Raw genomic sequence first — 16,609 nt, 5'->3', positions numbered from 1 at the left:
CAAAAAAGGCAAAAATCCTGTTAATTCTAACAGGATTTTTACAACTAAAGAAAATTATTTTGCTTTCATAGCCGTTAACCTTGGCCCCATTATTCGTTTGTACGCTTCTACACCTGGCTGGTCAAAAGCATCTACATTAGCCAATTCCCCTTCATACGCTACAGATAATGCCAGCATGTAGAGCAATTCCCCTAAATGATATGCATTTAACCGTGGTAATACAAAGGTTGCATTAAAACGCTCATCATTAATCAAAGCCTGCGCATTTGCCTCCCGCGCTACATCCAAAGCTTGACTAAGACGAAGGGAAGAGATCTCGGACAGTTTTGCTGCCTTTGGAAACACATCAGGAATAATAGCATCCTGTTCCCATTCTACTATTTTTACAAACTGGACCACTTTATCCTTCTTACCATCTTGATGCTGCTGCGTCTGCGCATGCATATCTGTAGTTCCTACGGCTACAATGGGAGTCCGTCCGTAGAATACTTCCTTACCTTCCCGATCGGTACGTTTGCCTAAAGACTCTGCTAACAATTGGACGTACCACTCCGCCACAGATTTTAGATAATCTGCATAAGGCATAAAGACTTCAATATCGCGACCATATTTCTCCGCTGCGATAAATTTAAGCGCCGCATTCAGCTTCGCAGGATTTTGGTATATATCAGCATTCTGACATACCTTATCCATAGCCTGTGCTCCTGCTAAGAAGGCATCGATATCGAAACCGATACAAGCTGCCGTCACCAGTCCAACCTCAGAAAAGATACTGAACCGTCCACCTACCCCATCGGGAACACTAAAGGTAGGCCAACCTTGTTCTGCAGCCAACTTCTTGAGTAAAGTAGCTTTTTCTCCTTCGGCAGGGTCCGTTACCGCGACTACTTCAATCTCTAATAGAGGTGCCTGACGTTTTAAGGCATCATACACTACCATAAAGGTAGACATGGTATCTAGGGTTCCGCCAGATTTCGAGATAACTACTAAGGTTACTTTATAGCTGTCCGATTGACCATGTACAACCTTCAAGCGGGCCTCTGCCAAAAGATGTTCTACCATGTCAGCAGTCCGTCTCGCATCAATATTATTCCCATTAAAGTACAGTTTAGGATATCCATTGCGCTCTTTCAAACTTTTGGAATTCCAAAATTCGCCGCAATGTACATCAAACAATACCTTATTCCCTAAATAGGAACCGCCAATCCCAAAAGACACTACAGCGTCCACTCTATTTTGCAGAGATTTGCCAAACTCTTTTAACCTTCCAATGGAAGGTGGCGAATTTAGATTCCCCTCTACTACATAAGGCAGCTGGGTAAAGAGTACCTTTTCTGGGGTGCCATCTTTAGATAAATGTCCCCGCACTTCTCCTGTAGAGCGCATATATACAACCGCCTCTTCAGCAGCAGCCAACCTCTCACTTAAAGCCTTCACATCGTCTGCTGTTACCTTTCCTGCACCGTACAGATTGCCATAGTCAAATGAAAACCCCGAGGCCAATGTTATACAAGAATCTTTCTGATTACTCATTCAATAACCCCCTCTTATTATTTAGCCAAAGCTACTTACAATCTCCACCACTACCTTCTTTACTAGAGCCTAAAGACCCTACGGTCTTCAATAGATAAGGCAAGAACTTATCCCGCAGATCAGGACGTTTCAAAGCAAATTCAATGGTTGCTTCCAAATAACCCTGCTTGTCCCCTACATCATAACGACGTCCATCAAAATTATAGGCATATACAGAGTTCTTTTCTATCGCCAAGGTTCGCAGAGCATCAGTCAACTGTATTTCTCCACCCTTACCTGGCTGGGTATTTTCTAAAATGTCAAAAATCTCAGGCTGAAGAATATACCGCCCCAGTACTGCTAAGCGAGAAGGAGCTTCGCTAGTAGCTGGTTTTTCCACCAAGTCCACAGCCTGCCATAAATTTTGTTTTACTGGTTTCGGTTTTACTATCCCATAATTACACACCTTATCCCGGGGTACTTCCTGTACTCCTAAAATTGTACTAGGGCAATCTTCATAGACACTCATCATTTGCTTCAAACAAGGTACGCTGGCATCGATAATATCATCCCCCAAGAGCACGGCAAAGGGTTCATTCCCTACAAACTGTTTGGCACATAACACCGCATGCCCTAGGCCTTTGGCTTCTTTTTGGCGTACATAATGTATGGTGACATCAGCGATTTCTTCAACAAGGTTCAACAAATCGTATTTTCCCTGTTCTTTTAACAGCATCTCTAATTCAACGGATCGATCAAAGTGATCCTCTATAGAACGTTTATTCCGCCCGGTGATAATAAGGATTTCCTCAATTCCTGACTGTACTGCCTCTTCAATAATATATTGAATAGCGGGTTTATCAACAATGGGCAACATCTCTTTAGGCTGCGCCTTCGTCGCGGGCAAAAACCGAGTGCCCATCCCCGCTGCTGGAATAACCGCCTTACGAACTTTTCCATGACCTCTTACCATCTATAATGCACCATCCTTACTTTTTCTTTTGAACCACAAAGACACAAAGTACACAAAGATTTTTTTACACAGCCCAAGTCTATTCTTATCCTCTTTGTGTGCTGCGCTAGCAGCATTGTGCCTTTGTGGTTCGATTTTTTTACTCCATCAGTCCTTCAATCCTATTCATTTTCCTAACATTTCTATACAAGCCAGTAATTCTGCCGTTTTTTCCTGCATCAACAACATATTACCCCTGCTCTCCACATTGAGACGAAGTAACGGTTCCGTATTGGACATCCGTAAATTAAACCGCCAATCTTGATACTCCACGCTAAGCCCATCAGTACGATCCACGGTAGCCCCCTCTAGGACAAACTGCTTCTCTATTTCCTCGACTACCTTATGTGCATCTGTTACGCGGCGATTGATCTCACCACTCACAGAGAATTTTTTAATCCGTTCTCCTACCAACTCAGACAAAGATTTTCCAGACACACTTATATTTTCTGCGACTAATAACCAAGGAATCATACCACTATCACAATAGGCAAAATCTCTAAAATAATGATGAGCTGACATTTCCCCACCATAAACTGCATCCTCCCGGCGCATGCGTTCTTTAATAAAAGCATGGCCTGTTTTACATAACACAGGAGTACCGCCAGCTTCTTCTACCATTTCAATAGTATTCCAAGTCAAGCGAGGATCATGAATAATTTTCGCCCCAGGATAATGACGTAAAAAGGCTTCTGCCAAGCAACCTACGATATAATAACCCTCAACAAACTCTCCCTGTCCATCGAACAAGAAACATCGGTCAAAATCCCCATCCCAAGCAATACCAAAGTCAGCGCCATTCTCTTTTACCACCTTGGCTGTGGCCTCTCGATTTTCCACTAACAAAGGATTGGGAATACCATGAGGAAAGGTTCCATCTGGTTCATGATTTACTTTAATAAAAGTAAAGGGCAATAATTCCTCTAAGGCATCGAGGATAGGACCGGCGCAACCATTACCTGAATTGACAACGATTTTTAATGGTTTCAAGGCAGAAACATCTACATAGGTAAGCAAATGGGCTACATACTCTTTCATCACATCGTAAGGTTTAATCTTACCTTTGGTTAACCCTGCGCATTTGGCCTGCGAGAAATCACCATTCACGACCCGCTCTTCTAGCTCTCTTAGGCCTGTATCGCCGCTAATTGGTTTTGCATCTTTACGCACTAGCTTTAGGCCATTATAATCCATAGGATTGTGGCTAGCTGTTATCATTATCCCGCCATCTACTCCTAGATGAAAGGTAGCGAAATACACCATCTCCGTACCGCAGACGCCTATATCTATTACATCACAGCCCCTATCCGTTAAGCCCCGCATTAATGCTTTCGTTAAACTCTCACTAGACAGCCGCACATCCCGCCCCACGACCACACGCTTTGCACCAAACAATTCCACAAAAGCTCGCCCAATTCGGTAAGTCACTTCCTCATTCAGCTCATCAGGCACTCTACCACGAATATCATACGCCTTAAAGGCATCTCTTTTAACTGCTATCTCGCTAAACAATACAGGGCCCTCCTTATCGCTAGCCAATTTCAGCTTAATTTACAAAAAAAGTAATCTCTCTATCAACTACTTTTCGCCAAAACCCAATCTCTATCCTGCCACCAAGACAAGAACGACGTAAAAAATTCTCTATTCCCCCGCTAAGAATTTTTGTTTCTTTATTATACCAACAATGCTTCCAAAAATAAAACAGCTGCAGTAAACCACAGCTGTAAATGTATTTCTATATGTATTGCTACCTCTTCATTTCCTTGCCTCTATCTTCAAATATGCAAGATTCACTTAATGCAACAACTTACTAGTTAGCCCCTCCAGGTTAAAACATTGTACATAACGATTGCCATCAATCCCTAACTGCTGCATATTGCAATACAGTATTGCTATCTCTTTATTCCCTTCTTTTTTCTCATAGGTATGATGAACGCAAATTTTCAATACAAAGAGTGACTCGTGGATGATCATTTTTCCCCTCCCAGTACTCCTATAATTCAATTTTTAAAGAGATCTTGTGAGATGACTTACAAAATGAATTTACTATTTTCTTTTCCGCTATACTATAGATAGGTGAGATAGAACGAATTACTCATGCCGATACAAGCTATCTTACTTTAAAAATTTCCTACGCTTTACTTTTTCATCACCTCCTTAACTGGCTTTCGATTTTGGAGATCCGAACTCTTCATTTAACAATTCTGATAAAGTGATTCCTAATGCTGTAGCAAGTTTTTGTGCGATAAGAACGGTCGGCTGCTTCTTACCTGCTTCCAGTTCTGATATGTAGGTTTGTGAAACACCTGCTTTATCGGATAACTCTTTTTGGGACCAACCTTTCTCCTTACGAAAGTTAGCTAAATTCTTCAAGTCATCACCCCCTAATGGTTTTATTGTAATGCTTTTGCGTTAACAAGTCAATGCTAACGCGTTAAAATTTCTATTTATTTTTATGTTATAATTGCTTTAGCGTTAATTGGAGGATTTAAATTATGACTATCGCCGAACGTATTATTCAATTAAGAACAAAAAAAGGCTATAGTACCAATAAACTTTCTCAACTTGCAGAAATCGGACAAGCGACCCTGCGTGAAATAGAAATTGGTAAAAAAAGTCCTAATATTATCACATTGGAAAAAATCTGCAAAGCTCTCGAAATATCTCTATCAGACTTCTTCTCAGAAGATGGCATAAGTACAACGAATCATGATGATAATGAAATAGATAACCTTCCCGAACATATACAGAAAGAATTAGACATAGCCCGAGAATTTATTCTGTATAAGCATGGTATAAAAAAAGCGTTTTCAGACAAATAACGAGAATCCAACAAACATTTATATCAAATACGAAATAAAAACGAGGAGATAAAGTCGTAAACGACTTTATCTCCTCATTTTCTATCCAAACAAAAATGTCTACATAATTAATCCGTTATGGAGTGGGCCCCCTCCCCATCATCGAACCACACAATATCATCTTCCTCCAGATACTTCCCATTCTGTACCTCGATTATCTCTAACGAAATCCGTCCTGGGTTCTTCAGACAATGTTTCGTAGACATAGGGATAAAAACACTTTCGTTTTCATGTACCATTTTCACTTCGTCTCCAAGAATCACTTGTGCCGTGCCACCCGTAACAATCCAATGCTCACTACGATGATAATGCATCTGCAAACTTAGTCTTTGTCCTGGATTGACTCTAACTTGTTTCATTTTATACCCAGGTCCCTCACCTAGCACCGTAGTACTACCCCATGGTCTATATAAGGTAGTATGCTCATCTGCTTCACGACGATCACGGTCCTTCAACTCATTTACCAAACTTTTAACCTTCTGCGATTCGCCTTTTTTAGCCACCACTATGACATCATCAGTTTCCACCACTAGCAAATCCTCAAGGCCAATACCAGCAATCAAACGACTACGTCCTAGCATGAGTGTATTCGTACAATCAATAGGTATGCAGTCTCCTTTTACTGCATTGCCATCCTTATCCTTATCCAATACGTCATAGATAGCATCCCATGAGCCAATATCGTTCCAATAGGCTAATAACGGAATGGTCACTACTTTATCAGACTTTTCAGCTACCGCATAATCAATAGAAATATTAGGCATAACTTCAAATTGAGCTAAGGTATCTGCAAAACTGGTAGCTGATAACTGATATATCTCCGGTTGATGCGTTCGTAATTCTCTCATGATTTGCCCCATTGTAACACCAAACATTCCTGAATTCCAATAATAGGAGCCTGCTGCCAAATACTTCTCGGCTGTTGCCTCATCAGGTTTTTCTTTAAAAGACCTTACTGCGAATCCATAACCACAAACATCACCGGCTTCAATATATCCGTATCCAGTTTCGGGTTTATTAGGCTTAATTCCAAAAGTAACAATATTATTCAGTTTAGCCATTTCCTCTGCCTGCCCAACAGCCTGTATAAAAAGATCGTTCTGTCGAATAATATGGTCGGAAGGAGTAACAAACATGACTTCGTCTTCAACTGCCCCCAATTTATCGATACAATAACTTGCTGCCAAAGCAATCGCAGGAGCCGTATTACGCCCTACTGGCTCTAATAAAATATGTGTCTTTTCCATTCCACAAGCCACTAACTCTGCCTTGACATAATGAAGATATTCCTGATTGGTGACAATCACCATGTCTGATGCCTTTGCCACTGGCGCAAACCGCATAACCGTCTGAACTAATAGAGATTGATCATTACCGATTTTCATAAATTGTTTTGGAAAACAAGTACGGGATAATGGAAATAGCCGCGTACCACCGCCACCAGCAAGAATAATTATTTTCAAGGTTATTCCCCTTTCCAATATATATCTACACTTTCTTGTTAAACCATCAGCAAGAGTTTCTAACTATTATTCATATTTGTGCCCTTTTTTTCTGTTCCATCCCATAAATAAAGAATCTTTCTCTTTATCTGTGAAAGCAGCAGTCTCACTTTCATATACACTTTTCTTGAAAAACTAACTTTCGTATACTTACCTATCAATTGACTAATGTCTGTCGATTCTGGCAATTCTCGAAAGAATTTATCTCTCTTAGGATTATAATCAACCGATTTTATAGCCGCTGAATTATACCTGATCGCGTGATCTATATCAATTTTTTCATATTTCATTTGCTTTGCCGCGGCTAGAAATATTTCTTTCCCTTTATTGGAGTTTACTAGAATAAGGGACGTGCCCTTATCATCATCAAAACTAGGTAGAATGTTTTCTATTCCCCAAAAATCAGCTAGTGTTATATCACTCTGGCGTGCAAGTGTTTTGAAGCTGCAATTATAGCAGGATGGACGCAGGTATACGTTCTTAAGAAAACCTTGCATAAATGCATCGGACTTTAGGTCTTTTATATACTCTTCGTCATTCTTATATGTTATTTTCAAACTAAACCGTTTCCACCCGAATGCCTTATCCCTAAAACTAATAGACATCAGCTCGTTATTGTTTTTTAAGTTATTTCGATACTGCTCCCAAACCAAAGGCGAGGGAACGCCATGACAAATAATATCCACACAAACTACTCCTTCATATTCCTTACCAAGATAGGACTTAAACCCAGCAATCTGGCAAGGAGTACCTGAAAATAAAACTTGTCGTCCTTGATTCAAAAAATTCTTTGCTTGCTCATAGGTATTACCGATGCAGCTCTGCACATATTTTGATCCTCTAAAATTACTAAGATCATCTATGCTATCCACTGAACTATGAAGTACGTTAAATTCCCTGTCGAAGCCTGCCCCAAAAACAACGCCATGATTCGCAAGCACGCTTGCCGCTACAATTGTAAACACGCCGCCGGAGGAACTTTGCTGCCTAATTTGATCATCTTCAATTTGGCAAGCATACGCTGTAGGTTGATTCTCGACAATAGACTTATTTAGAATCGGACACACCTTTTCACACAAACCACAATTTATACAATCTTTACTATCCACTTTCGGATACCAGAAGCCTTCATCGTCTGCTTGCATACTGATACACTTCTGCGGACAACGATTAGAACAGGCATGGCAGCCACAACAATTGGCTTTATCAATTATATTAATCATAAGATGCACCTCTACGAGCTTCACATTTAATAAAAATCTTTTTAACTGGCGACAAAAATAAATCTTTTTCATAGCTATTGAGTCCGAATAGCCACATTAAGCAACTATAAATGATTGAGAATATTACTATTTTACCAGCAAGAAGTAACAAACTATCCTGTACTATAAAATGATTGATTCCATACCCACATAATAAAGACATCACCACCGGCATAGACATCCTAGCAATATTTTTCCAGAAAAGCGGTATATTAAGTCCGATCTGTCGATAATAATAAATGTTAATGATAACAACGTTGCCGATAAGTAAGGATGCACATGTCGCTACGGCGCAACCGAAGCCTCCCCACACTTTTGCTAATGGAATACTGACTAGCACGTTAAGGATTGCAATGGAAAGATAGACAACTGACCTGAATGCATTCCTGTTTTGGGCCTGCAAAATAGTGATGCCTACATTTTGAATCAGTGGAATGGTAATAGGTATTATTATAATTAAAAGAATATAATAGGCATCATCATAATTTGGACCTGCCCACAGGCTTATAAAGGTCTGCCCGAATAGTACAAATCCACCTAGGAAATATGCCATAATCACGTATTGGACTCTGCCTATTTTAATCATCATCTGAGACAACTCTTCATCACTGGCATGATTGGCTACCATCATAGTGATCCTAGGTAGCAGCACGCCACTTATAGAGTTAGAAACTAGGATATACATATTGTTTAGCTGTATAGCGATAGAATAAATCGCGACCATTACCGTTCCAGATACGATACCCAAAATAAACTGTCCTGTACTCCAATAAACCTTATCCACAATAACATTCAAAAAAATAAAGAAAGAATAACCTACTATTTCCTTAAATAGAATCACATCAAATTTTTTAAAATAGATCCTTGTATTTAAAATCTTAAAACAGTAGACTACATTGACCAGCAAACAACTAATATTTAATACCGTATTTACCACGACCATGGACACTGATCCATAACCATAAAATAATAACGGTAACATGATGCATGGGTTTAATATGGAACGAAGTATACCGATCAGCCGTACAAATATAAATCTCTCATGAGCTTGCATGATTGAGCCAAAAACACCTAAAGGAAATGACACGGCAAAATTTAAAATTAGCAATATCACCATAATTTTGGCCTTTTCCATTTCTAGGACTGTGAGAGTGGCACCAAACATAACATTGATATGAAAATATAACACTGCACCGAGAATCACAGTTAAAACTCCAATAAAACTGTACAGAACCAAAAACATCCCATTCAGGTTTGACTCGGCATCTTTATCACCTAAGGCTCTATTCCGAGCAGTATACCTTACTATGGCATTACCAAGACCTAGGTCTAATATGCTAAGATACCCCACCACCGAGCCGATAAGTGAGTACAACCCATATTCAGACTGACCTAGAAGCCTGAGCATAATTGGAGTATAAAGAAGTGTTATAATAATTGTCATAAATATCGAGACATACGACAACAGTACCCCAGTTTTAACTTGATTCACTTTCAAGCTCCTACTTTTCTTGTTTATTTTTTATCTTTTTTGATATGCAGCCATACTCATCGAATGGGAAGCCTCCCTATTGGTTTACTCTTGTTCAAACTATCAATTTCAAGATTCAATCGGGATTTTGGAGCGAAAACAATCCACATTATCAATATAACAATTGTAGGGTTTGTTAGATGCTCTTCGAAGAAAAAGTTTAAGGCAAGAGTTAATGCAACCCATAATTCGCTTCCTTTTAAGAAAAATGATTTTTGAATTGCCCTGAAGATTTGAAAGATAGTAAAACCTAAAAAAGGGATACCAGCCATTAGTCCAAGCTGTAAATATGCATTGTGTACAGCAAAGTTAACTTGATCTTTAAATAAGGCGCCTAGACCAAATGGATTCTTGACTAATAACTCTAAAGCATCCATATTTGATGAAAGTCTATCATTTTTATTATTTTCAATATATACACTATCAGACCATCTATCTTCTCCACCAGGCAAACCAAATAGCAAAATAATGGACATAATAGCGCAAATAATCATTACATTTCTAATCACTTGCTTTTTTTGCCCATTTAGTAGCCAAATTAACATTAGTAAGCATGAAACAATAAATGGTGCACGAGTATACGTAAGGCCACAACCTAAAGCAGTTATGCAAAACCCGACAATAACTACCCAGAACGGCTTTCGAAACTCTTGCACTAGTCCCAATGATAATGGAAGACTAATACTAGTAACAAGAGCCAGCGCATTTGGGTATTCAAATAAGCCTGCATATCTAATCGAGCTACCAATGTTAGCGTACCAAGAATCTCTCGAACCAAGTCCAAGCGCGACCATAGAATCAAAATTACCATTAATCTGCAGAAGAATAACTACAATATTTGCCGCGGCACCGCAAACCATACCTACCATTACCTTATATCGATACGTAGATTGGAACGGTACTCGAGCAATAACTAACCCGATCATAAAAGCTATGATCCACCGAAATGTTATAATTAAGCTACTTGGCCCAATAATTAGTAAGTCTTTCATCAACCATAAGCTTATAGCTACTAAATACAAAAAATCGAAGATATGAAACTTGATTTCCATTACTATATTTAGTCGTAAAAGCACAAACATTGTTACTAAACATCCAATGATATCCGTCACACGAGGTGGTTTTTCGAAGGGTAAAATAACGATATAAAAATTGAAGAAAACTAAAAATCCTAGTAAAAACCAAAGACTATTCGTTACGCTTTCTTTTTTCATCTAACTAACCCCGCATTTAGCGTCAAACCCGCCCTTTATGTCACGAATTATTTGATTGATTTCCTTTATCTTGCGTTCTATACAGAATTGATCGGCAACGACCTCTTTAGCGCGCATACTAACGCAACTACGAAGTTCATTGCTATCCAGTATGCTACAGATCTTCGAAACAATTTCTCCTATCTTGTACTCATAATCAAAAATATAGCCACTTTCGCCATCTATAATAATTTCGTTAACGCCATCGACATCTCGCGCAAAGACTGGACATCCTTGTGACATAGCTTCTATTAGCACTGTTGGAAGTGGATCTCTATCACTTGTAAGCACCAACAAATCAAAACGCTGGTACAAGGATAACAACTCATCATGAGGCACTTCACCTAAAAAACGAACAGGTAATGCTTCTTCTTGTATGCGCCCTTCAACTTCCCTACCAACTTCGTCCTCAATAACTTTTCCAACCATAACACCAGCAATGTCATTGCGAATCAATAACAATTGACTTACTATATTTAAAAAAATATCGGGTCTCTTACGATGACAGATAGTGCCCACAAATCCAATTACTTTTTTCTCTTGAAATTCGTTATGCACAAGAGTTGACGACTCCCCTTCCGTATTGTATATTGCCGTTTTTAAGGATAGACCATTATAAACCACTTTTATATCACAACTACCGTAACATAACAATTCTAAACGCCTCTTAGTAGCCTGAGATGGAACGAGTATCACATCTAGCAACCTAGAAAACATCTTCAGATAAATTCCAGGAAGAGTCTTCATAGTAAGCATGTCATGGCAATGAGCGATTACACGGAATCTTTGCCCCTTGAATATTTTTATTAAACATAAAGTTCCTAGATCCGTACTGTTATTCCCATAGATTATGTTAATACCATTCTTGTTAGCTATGCTGATTGCACGCCATACATTTAATAAAAGACTCAAAATATATAAAGGTAAAAGTAGCGGATTTTGCTTAACAAGATAAGATCTCATGGAATTTGCAGATAGTACTGAATCAGAACCTAACAGGTTTTCAAAATATTGTCGGACCGAAGATAGCTTATTAGTATAAACAAGGATTTCTACATCACGATTATTTGCCATATATTCGCCCATTACTGTTTCGGCTCCGCTAATCATATTGGTTTGGGCAATAACGAGAATTTTAGGGTTGCTATCCATTTCTGCACACACTCCTATCATTCATCTTACCTTTGGCAAAATAAAGTACTGAAAGTAACGAATACAGCCTACTTTTAATAATTAGATGTAGCAGGCGCTTTGGTAATGATAGTCCCGAAGATTTCAAAGTAAAAAATGAGTTGCGTACATGTTCTTTAGAAAATAGATTTTGTACACGTTTACTCTTTGTCTTCCATGATTCATGATTATATCGGCTGAAGATATTTGATACTGCCCAAAGAGTATCAAAAAAGATTCGATAGCTTAATGCTTTAGTATACTCTTCATCTAATTTGTGCTCTTTTATAAAATTTGTGATATGGTTAACCATCAAGTCCTGATTATGTTCTAAGTCAGGCTTATAACGATTGCACGCTGACAAAGAATTTTGTCGATAATGGTAGTACAGTTTATTCATAATTCCAACGGCTTTGGCATGGCTATATGCAGTGAGATTAAACAATAAATCTTCATACACTTTCAGTTGGGTATCAAACTTCATATTATATGATAAAAGAAACTTCCGGTTATATAGGTGCACACAAGAATATCCTGCGAGGGCCTTATCATACCTAAGATTTGCCTCCGTAAACGATGTCCCAATAAGCATTCTAATAAATTTACTCCATATATCACCATTTTTGTAAGGTATCTCTTGTTCATAGGGCAGAGTGATTTCTTCGATAAGACTGCTGTCTTCTCGATTCATTGTCAGACCGCATCTTACTATATCAACGTTTAAAGCAATTGCCTGCCGATACATAGATTCGTACATTTTCGGTTCAATCCAATCATCGGAATCCACGAATCCAATATATTGCCCCTTTGCCTCTATGAGACCTACATTTCGAGTATCGCTCACTCCAGAATTCTCTTTGCAAATAAGCTTAATCCGTGAATCCTTTTGAGAATACTCTGAAATGATTGCCACACTCTCATCTGTACTTCCATCATCTATAACCAATATTTCAATTTCATCAAGAGTCTGTGATCTAAGCGACTCCAAGCAATGATCCAGATATTGTTTCGCATTAAATACAGGAACAACAATACTCACTTTAATATTCATCGACACATGCCTTTGGATACAGGCCCGTTGGCGAAATCAGCCTTTCGCTAATCGCCACTATTTGTTTTTCAGCAAGATCTTTTGATTCAGATACTTTAGATACTATTTTACTTCTCATCACTAAATAATCCTTATCTATCAAATCAATACAGGACATTATGTCTTCTGCGACTAAATTCGATGCCCACCTACTCGAATCACTGCAATCTAGAACAAGATCATCCATATCAAGTCCACTTGAAATAACGCCTTTATACTTTACACTGTATGCAAGACTGATTGCCGGCCTTCCCATTTGAAATGTAGATACTGCAGCGTGCATGCGCCCAGTTATTGTAAAATATCCATTCCCCAATATCATCCTAAGTTCATTTGGCATTAACTCATCGAATATAGTCACTATATCTTCCTTCTTATCAAGCAACTCCATTATTTTAGAAATGATAAATCGATCATCAGATTCTGTATTAATAACATGAGGTAACAAAACAATCTTATAAGAACTGTGGACTCCTCCTGCTTTGAGTTTGCGAATGACATTTACAAAGTTTTGAACATATGCTTCTTGATTCCTACAATAATGAGCATATAAACCCGAAGGTACAATTGTTATATATTTTTCTTCCTGCAATCCGTAACGACTTAATAAACTTTGTTTTAGCGTGATATCATTCTGTCCCGGTAGTTCTAGAAATGCAAGATCTCTCGATTCCTGTATATTGCTTAAACCCAATTCATCCCTTAGATAATTGAAATTTAATTTTTCGCGAGTATAGATATTGCAGCGTTTTAATACAAAACATGCAATATATTTACGCCAGCCAGTAAATGGTCCTACTGTTTGGCCAACCAAATACACTGGCATTTTAAGTGAATATAAATAAATGCTTAGTAAGCCATACACTAAGTAGCTTGTACCGTAATACTCGGATAAGTCATCCCCACCTAAAACAACATGCAGATTGGCCTTATCCATAACAATTTGATATAGCTTGTTCATATATAATTTCATTATGCGTATAGGTTTTAATCCGTTATTAGGATTGGCAAAAAGTTTCTCATCACATTCTCGACCAACTACATCCACATTCGGCAAAGAAGAGGTCAACCGCATCATATTGCTATCATTTGGTGCATCTGTATAAAATACAGTATTGGAAGGTATTTTTGCTACAAGATGATGTATTAAATTAATCGCCATCATAAAACTACCATTATTATAGGTATTGGAAATATGACTAACGCGTATTTTCATTTTCATGCCCCCAGTTGATAATATTCATTTTTCACATAGTTGTTTGTATAATTCAAAGTACGCTTTCCCCATTGCTTGTACTGTAAACTCAGACATTACACGTTCATGAGCTTGCACCCCTAACAGCCTTCGCCTGCTATCATCACTAAGAAGACTATTTATAGCTCGTGACAACTCTTTTGAATTTCCTGGATCTACTACGATCCCTGTAACACCATTAAGATTAGCATATGGCACACCCGTATTTAGGTTCGTTGAAACAACCGGAACGCCACATACTTGTGCTTCAAGTTGCACAATCCCAAATGCTTCGCTCGGGTCAATAGAAGGAAGTACAAATATATCCGATGCATGATAATATGCTGGTAAATCCTCATCACTTATAAATCCTGTAAAATGTATCTTATCTTGGAGGCCTCGGTCTTGAACCTGCTGTTCAAGTTCTAATCGAATTTTCCCAGATCCTCCAATTAATAAATCTGCATTTATATCTTGCATAGCGTCAATCAGATAAGATAAGCCTTTATAGTTAACTAGCCTTCCCATGAAAAATAGTATTGGGCGTTTATACCTAATTTTTATTTTAGCCGCATCTGCAAGTACTTGCTTGTTAGGTTCAAACTGTTTGGGGTTAATCCCTAGAGGTATAACCTTACATTTATCACGATATGGCTGAAGAAATTCAGAGTGTTCAATCATATTTGGAGATGTCGTAACAATACAATCCATACTTTGAAGAAATTTGTGTAATAAGGGAGTATATAATTTTAGAACTTTCTTCTGTCTCACAATATCGCAATGCCAAGTAACAACGGTACGAGCCTTTAGATGCCACTGATTCATAAGATACGAAATTTCCCCCAAGGGGAAGGGAAAATGAAAATGCATTAGATCTACTGCGGTATATTTTGCAATATGAAAAGGAAAAAGGGGGGCAATCGGCATAGATAGCAGAGTTCCTACGCTTGGAACTCTTTCAATATTAGCACCGGCTATCGTCTCATTTTTTCTGCAAAAAGAATTATTTGCTATTAAAACATTCATCCCCACATCACCTGATAATTGCTCACATAAGTCTAAAACTACTTTTTCCACTCCCCCTACATGGGGATAAAACAGTTTATTTACTTGCAGAATTTTCATAACGCACCTCAGAAATATTCTCAATGATTTCCCGACATGTCTTTTCGATTGTGAAGTTTCTTGCATAGAAAGTCCCCTGAGCCCTTAGATCTTCCTTTACTTGCAGGGTCAGAGACACCGCTTTATCAATCGCTACCGCAAAAGCACTCGGATGATAACTCTCCATTTTTATAAAGAGTTTTTCAAATTCATCACATTCTGGATCTATTTTACCAATCGGTATGCACCCATGTACCAATATTGCCTTCAACGTTGCATTATTGGTACTTACACAAGGCATAATTGGCAGTATTCCAAAATCACACATAGATAATATTTCTGATACTTCCCTTTCATTACATCGCAAGTGTACTGAGATATTGTATTTCATCATATCATCTATAAGATACACATAATCGGAACTGGTGCAAATATGCAGCTCATAAATTCCTTTACGGTTAAAGGTCTTCCAACCTTCCAGCATTTCCTCAAAAGCTTTTGTCTTTGATATTAGCCCAAAATAGCAGAAACTATTCGGCTTAAAACGATGTTCAAAAGACCTAACATTAGGCTCAATATTGCTTGGAATATAACGCTGATATATTATTTTCTTGCAATGTATCAAGCCAGCTATATCCTGAGGTTCCGTTGCAAAAATAATGTCACTAATGGCTAATATATGCCTAATCATATACTGCCTTAAGAAATTTGCGCGCTTATACTCATGTAAAGAAATGATTAATTTCCCTCGAGATATCCAAAGTGCAACTTTATTGAACCAAATAGCAAGTAAAATCATTGGATTCCATTCATAGAAAGGGTACTCAACAATAACACAATTGGTACGTCCATAAATTACACTACAAGCACTACGAAATAATGCAACAGTCATGGCTAGAGAAATGACAAGACTCGTCTTGCCACTCCCTAAGGTATTACCTGTGAACACTTTGACTGTATATGCTGGGTATATTTCATTAATTTTTTCTACTATCTTGCTGCAATAATGACCTATCCCGTCCTGTATAGAACCATAATTACTGCATACAAATGCTAGTTTCATAATCTCCTCCTTCTG

At 38.3% G+C, this 16,609-nt stretch carries 15 protein-coding genes; 1 reads left to right on the top strand and 14 read right to left on the bottom strand.

Annotation, left to right across the window (positions count from 1 at the left end; genetic code table 11):
- Nucleotides 1-54: 54 nt before the first annotated feature.
- The 5 genes from QSJ81_RS22355 to QSJ81_RS22335 all read right to left on the bottom strand — a co-directional run bounded on the left by QSJ81_RS22355 (nt 55) and on the right by QSJ81_RS22335 (nt 4,897).
- Nucleotides 55-1,533 (bottom strand): phosphoglucose isomerase-related protein, encoded by a 1,479-nt coding sequence (locus QSJ81_RS22355; RefSeq protein ID WP_285719566.1) that lies wholly within the window; start codon nt 1,531-1,533, stop codon nt 55-57.
- Nucleotides 1,534-1,564: 31 nt separating this feature from the next.
- Nucleotides 1,565-2,485 carry a UTP--glucose-1-phosphate uridylyltransferase GalU gene (gene galU / locus QSJ81_RS22350; protein WP_285719565.1) on the bottom strand — a complete coding sequence of 307 codons (921 nt, stop codon included), beginning with the start codon at nt 2,483-2,485 and terminating at the stop codon, nt 1,565-1,567.
- A gap of 165 nt (nt 2,486-2,650) precedes the next feature.
- Nucleotides 2,651-4,024, bottom strand: coding sequence for a phosphohexomutase domain-containing protein (locus QSJ81_RS22345; RefSeq protein WP_502929679.1), 1,374 nt, complete (start codon nt 4,022-4,024; stop codon nt 2,651-2,653).
- A gap of 294 nt (nt 4,025-4,318) precedes the next feature.
- Nucleotides 4,319-4,498, bottom strand: a complete 180-nt coding sequence (locus tag QSJ81_RS22340) for a hypothetical protein (protein ID WP_285719563.1) — start codon at nt 4,496-4,498, stop codon at nt 4,319-4,321.
- Between the two features lie 183 nt (nt 4,499-4,681).
- On the bottom strand, nt 4,682-4,897 hold the full coding sequence (locus QSJ81_RS22335; RefSeq protein ID WP_285719562.1) for a helix-turn-helix domain-containing protein: 216 nt from the start codon (nt 4,895-4,897) through the stop codon (nt 4,682-4,684).
- A gap of 122 nt (nt 4,898-5,019) precedes the next feature.
- On the opposite strand from QSJ81_RS22335, the gene QSJ81_RS22330 reads away from it, so the two are divergent.
- Nucleotides 5,020-5,346 carry a helix-turn-helix domain-containing protein gene (locus QSJ81_RS22330; protein WP_285719561.1) on the top strand — a complete coding sequence of 109 codons (327 nt, stop codon included), beginning with the start codon at nt 5,020-5,022 and terminating at the stop codon, nt 5,344-5,346.
- 107 nt (nt 5,347-5,453) lie between these two features.
- On the opposite strand, the gene QSJ81_RS22325 is transcribed toward QSJ81_RS22330, so the two are convergent.
- The 9 genes from QSJ81_RS22325 to QSJ81_RS22285 are packed head-to-tail and all read right to left on the bottom strand — an operon-like array spanning nt 5,454 to nt 16,594.
- On the bottom strand, nt 5,454-6,848 hold the full coding sequence (locus tag QSJ81_RS22325) for a mannose-1-phosphate guanylyltransferase/mannose-6-phosphate isomerase (protein WP_285719560.1): 1,395 nt from the start codon (nt 6,846-6,848) through the stop codon (nt 5,454-5,456).
- A gap of 59 nt (nt 6,849-6,907) precedes the next feature.
- Nucleotides 6,908-8,110, bottom strand: coding sequence for a Coenzyme F420 hydrogenase/dehydrogenase, beta subunit C-terminal domain (locus QSJ81_RS22320; RefSeq protein ID WP_285719559.1), 1,203 nt, complete (start codon nt 8,108-8,110; stop codon nt 6,908-6,910).
- On the bottom strand, nt 8,103-9,641 hold the full coding sequence (locus tag QSJ81_RS22315) for an oligosaccharide flippase family protein (protein WP_285719558.1): 1,539 nt from the start codon (nt 9,639-9,641) through the stop codon (nt 8,103-8,105). The genes QSJ81_RS22320 and QSJ81_RS22315 overlap by 8 nt, the downstream gene beginning before the upstream one ends.
- Nucleotides 9,642-9,697: 56 nt before the next feature.
- The gene (locus QSJ81_RS22310; protein WP_285719557.1) at nt 9,698-10,894 is read right to left on the bottom strand and encodes an O-antigen ligase family protein; all 1,197 of its coding nucleotides are present in this window, start codon (nt 10,892-10,894) and stop codon (nt 9,698-9,700) included.
- Nucleotides 10,895-12,085 (bottom strand): glycosyltransferase, encoded by a 1,191-nt coding sequence (locus QSJ81_RS22305; protein ID WP_285719556.1) that lies wholly within the window; start codon nt 12,083-12,085, stop codon nt 10,895-10,897.
- Entirely contained in the window at nt 12,078-13,154 is a 1,077-nt protein-coding gene (locus QSJ81_RS22300) for a glycosyltransferase (protein WP_285719555.1), read from the bottom strand. The genes QSJ81_RS22305 and QSJ81_RS22300 overlap by 8 nt, the downstream gene beginning before the upstream one ends.
- The gene (locus tag QSJ81_RS22295) at nt 13,144-14,409 is read right to left on the bottom strand and encodes a polysaccharide pyruvyl transferase family protein (RefSeq protein WP_285719554.1); all 1,266 of its coding nucleotides are present in this window, start codon (nt 14,407-14,409) and stop codon (nt 13,144-13,146) included. Before QSJ81_RS22295 ends, QSJ81_RS22300 begins: the two co-directional genes overlap by 11 nt.
- A gap of 24 nt (nt 14,410-14,433) precedes the next feature.
- On the bottom strand, nt 14,434-15,552 hold the full coding sequence (locus QSJ81_RS22290; RefSeq protein ID WP_285719553.1) for a glycosyltransferase: 1,119 nt from the start codon (nt 15,550-15,552) through the stop codon (nt 14,434-14,436).
- On the bottom strand, nt 15,530-16,594 hold the full coding sequence (locus tag QSJ81_RS22285; protein WP_285719552.1) for a glycosyltransferase family protein: 1,065 nt from the start codon (nt 16,592-16,594) through the stop codon (nt 15,530-15,532). Before QSJ81_RS22285 ends, QSJ81_RS22290 begins: the two co-directional genes overlap by 23 nt.
- Between the last annotated feature and the right edge of the window lie 15 nt (nt 16,595-16,609).

This window comes from Pelosinus sp. IPA-1 (assembly GCF_030269905.1).
In the GTDB taxonomy this organism is placed as follows: Bacteria; Bacillota; Negativicutes; order DSM-13327; family DSM-13327; genus Pelosinus.
Note: the sequence above shows the minus strand (reverse complement) of the source record. Positions and strands in the feature narration are given on the sequence as shown.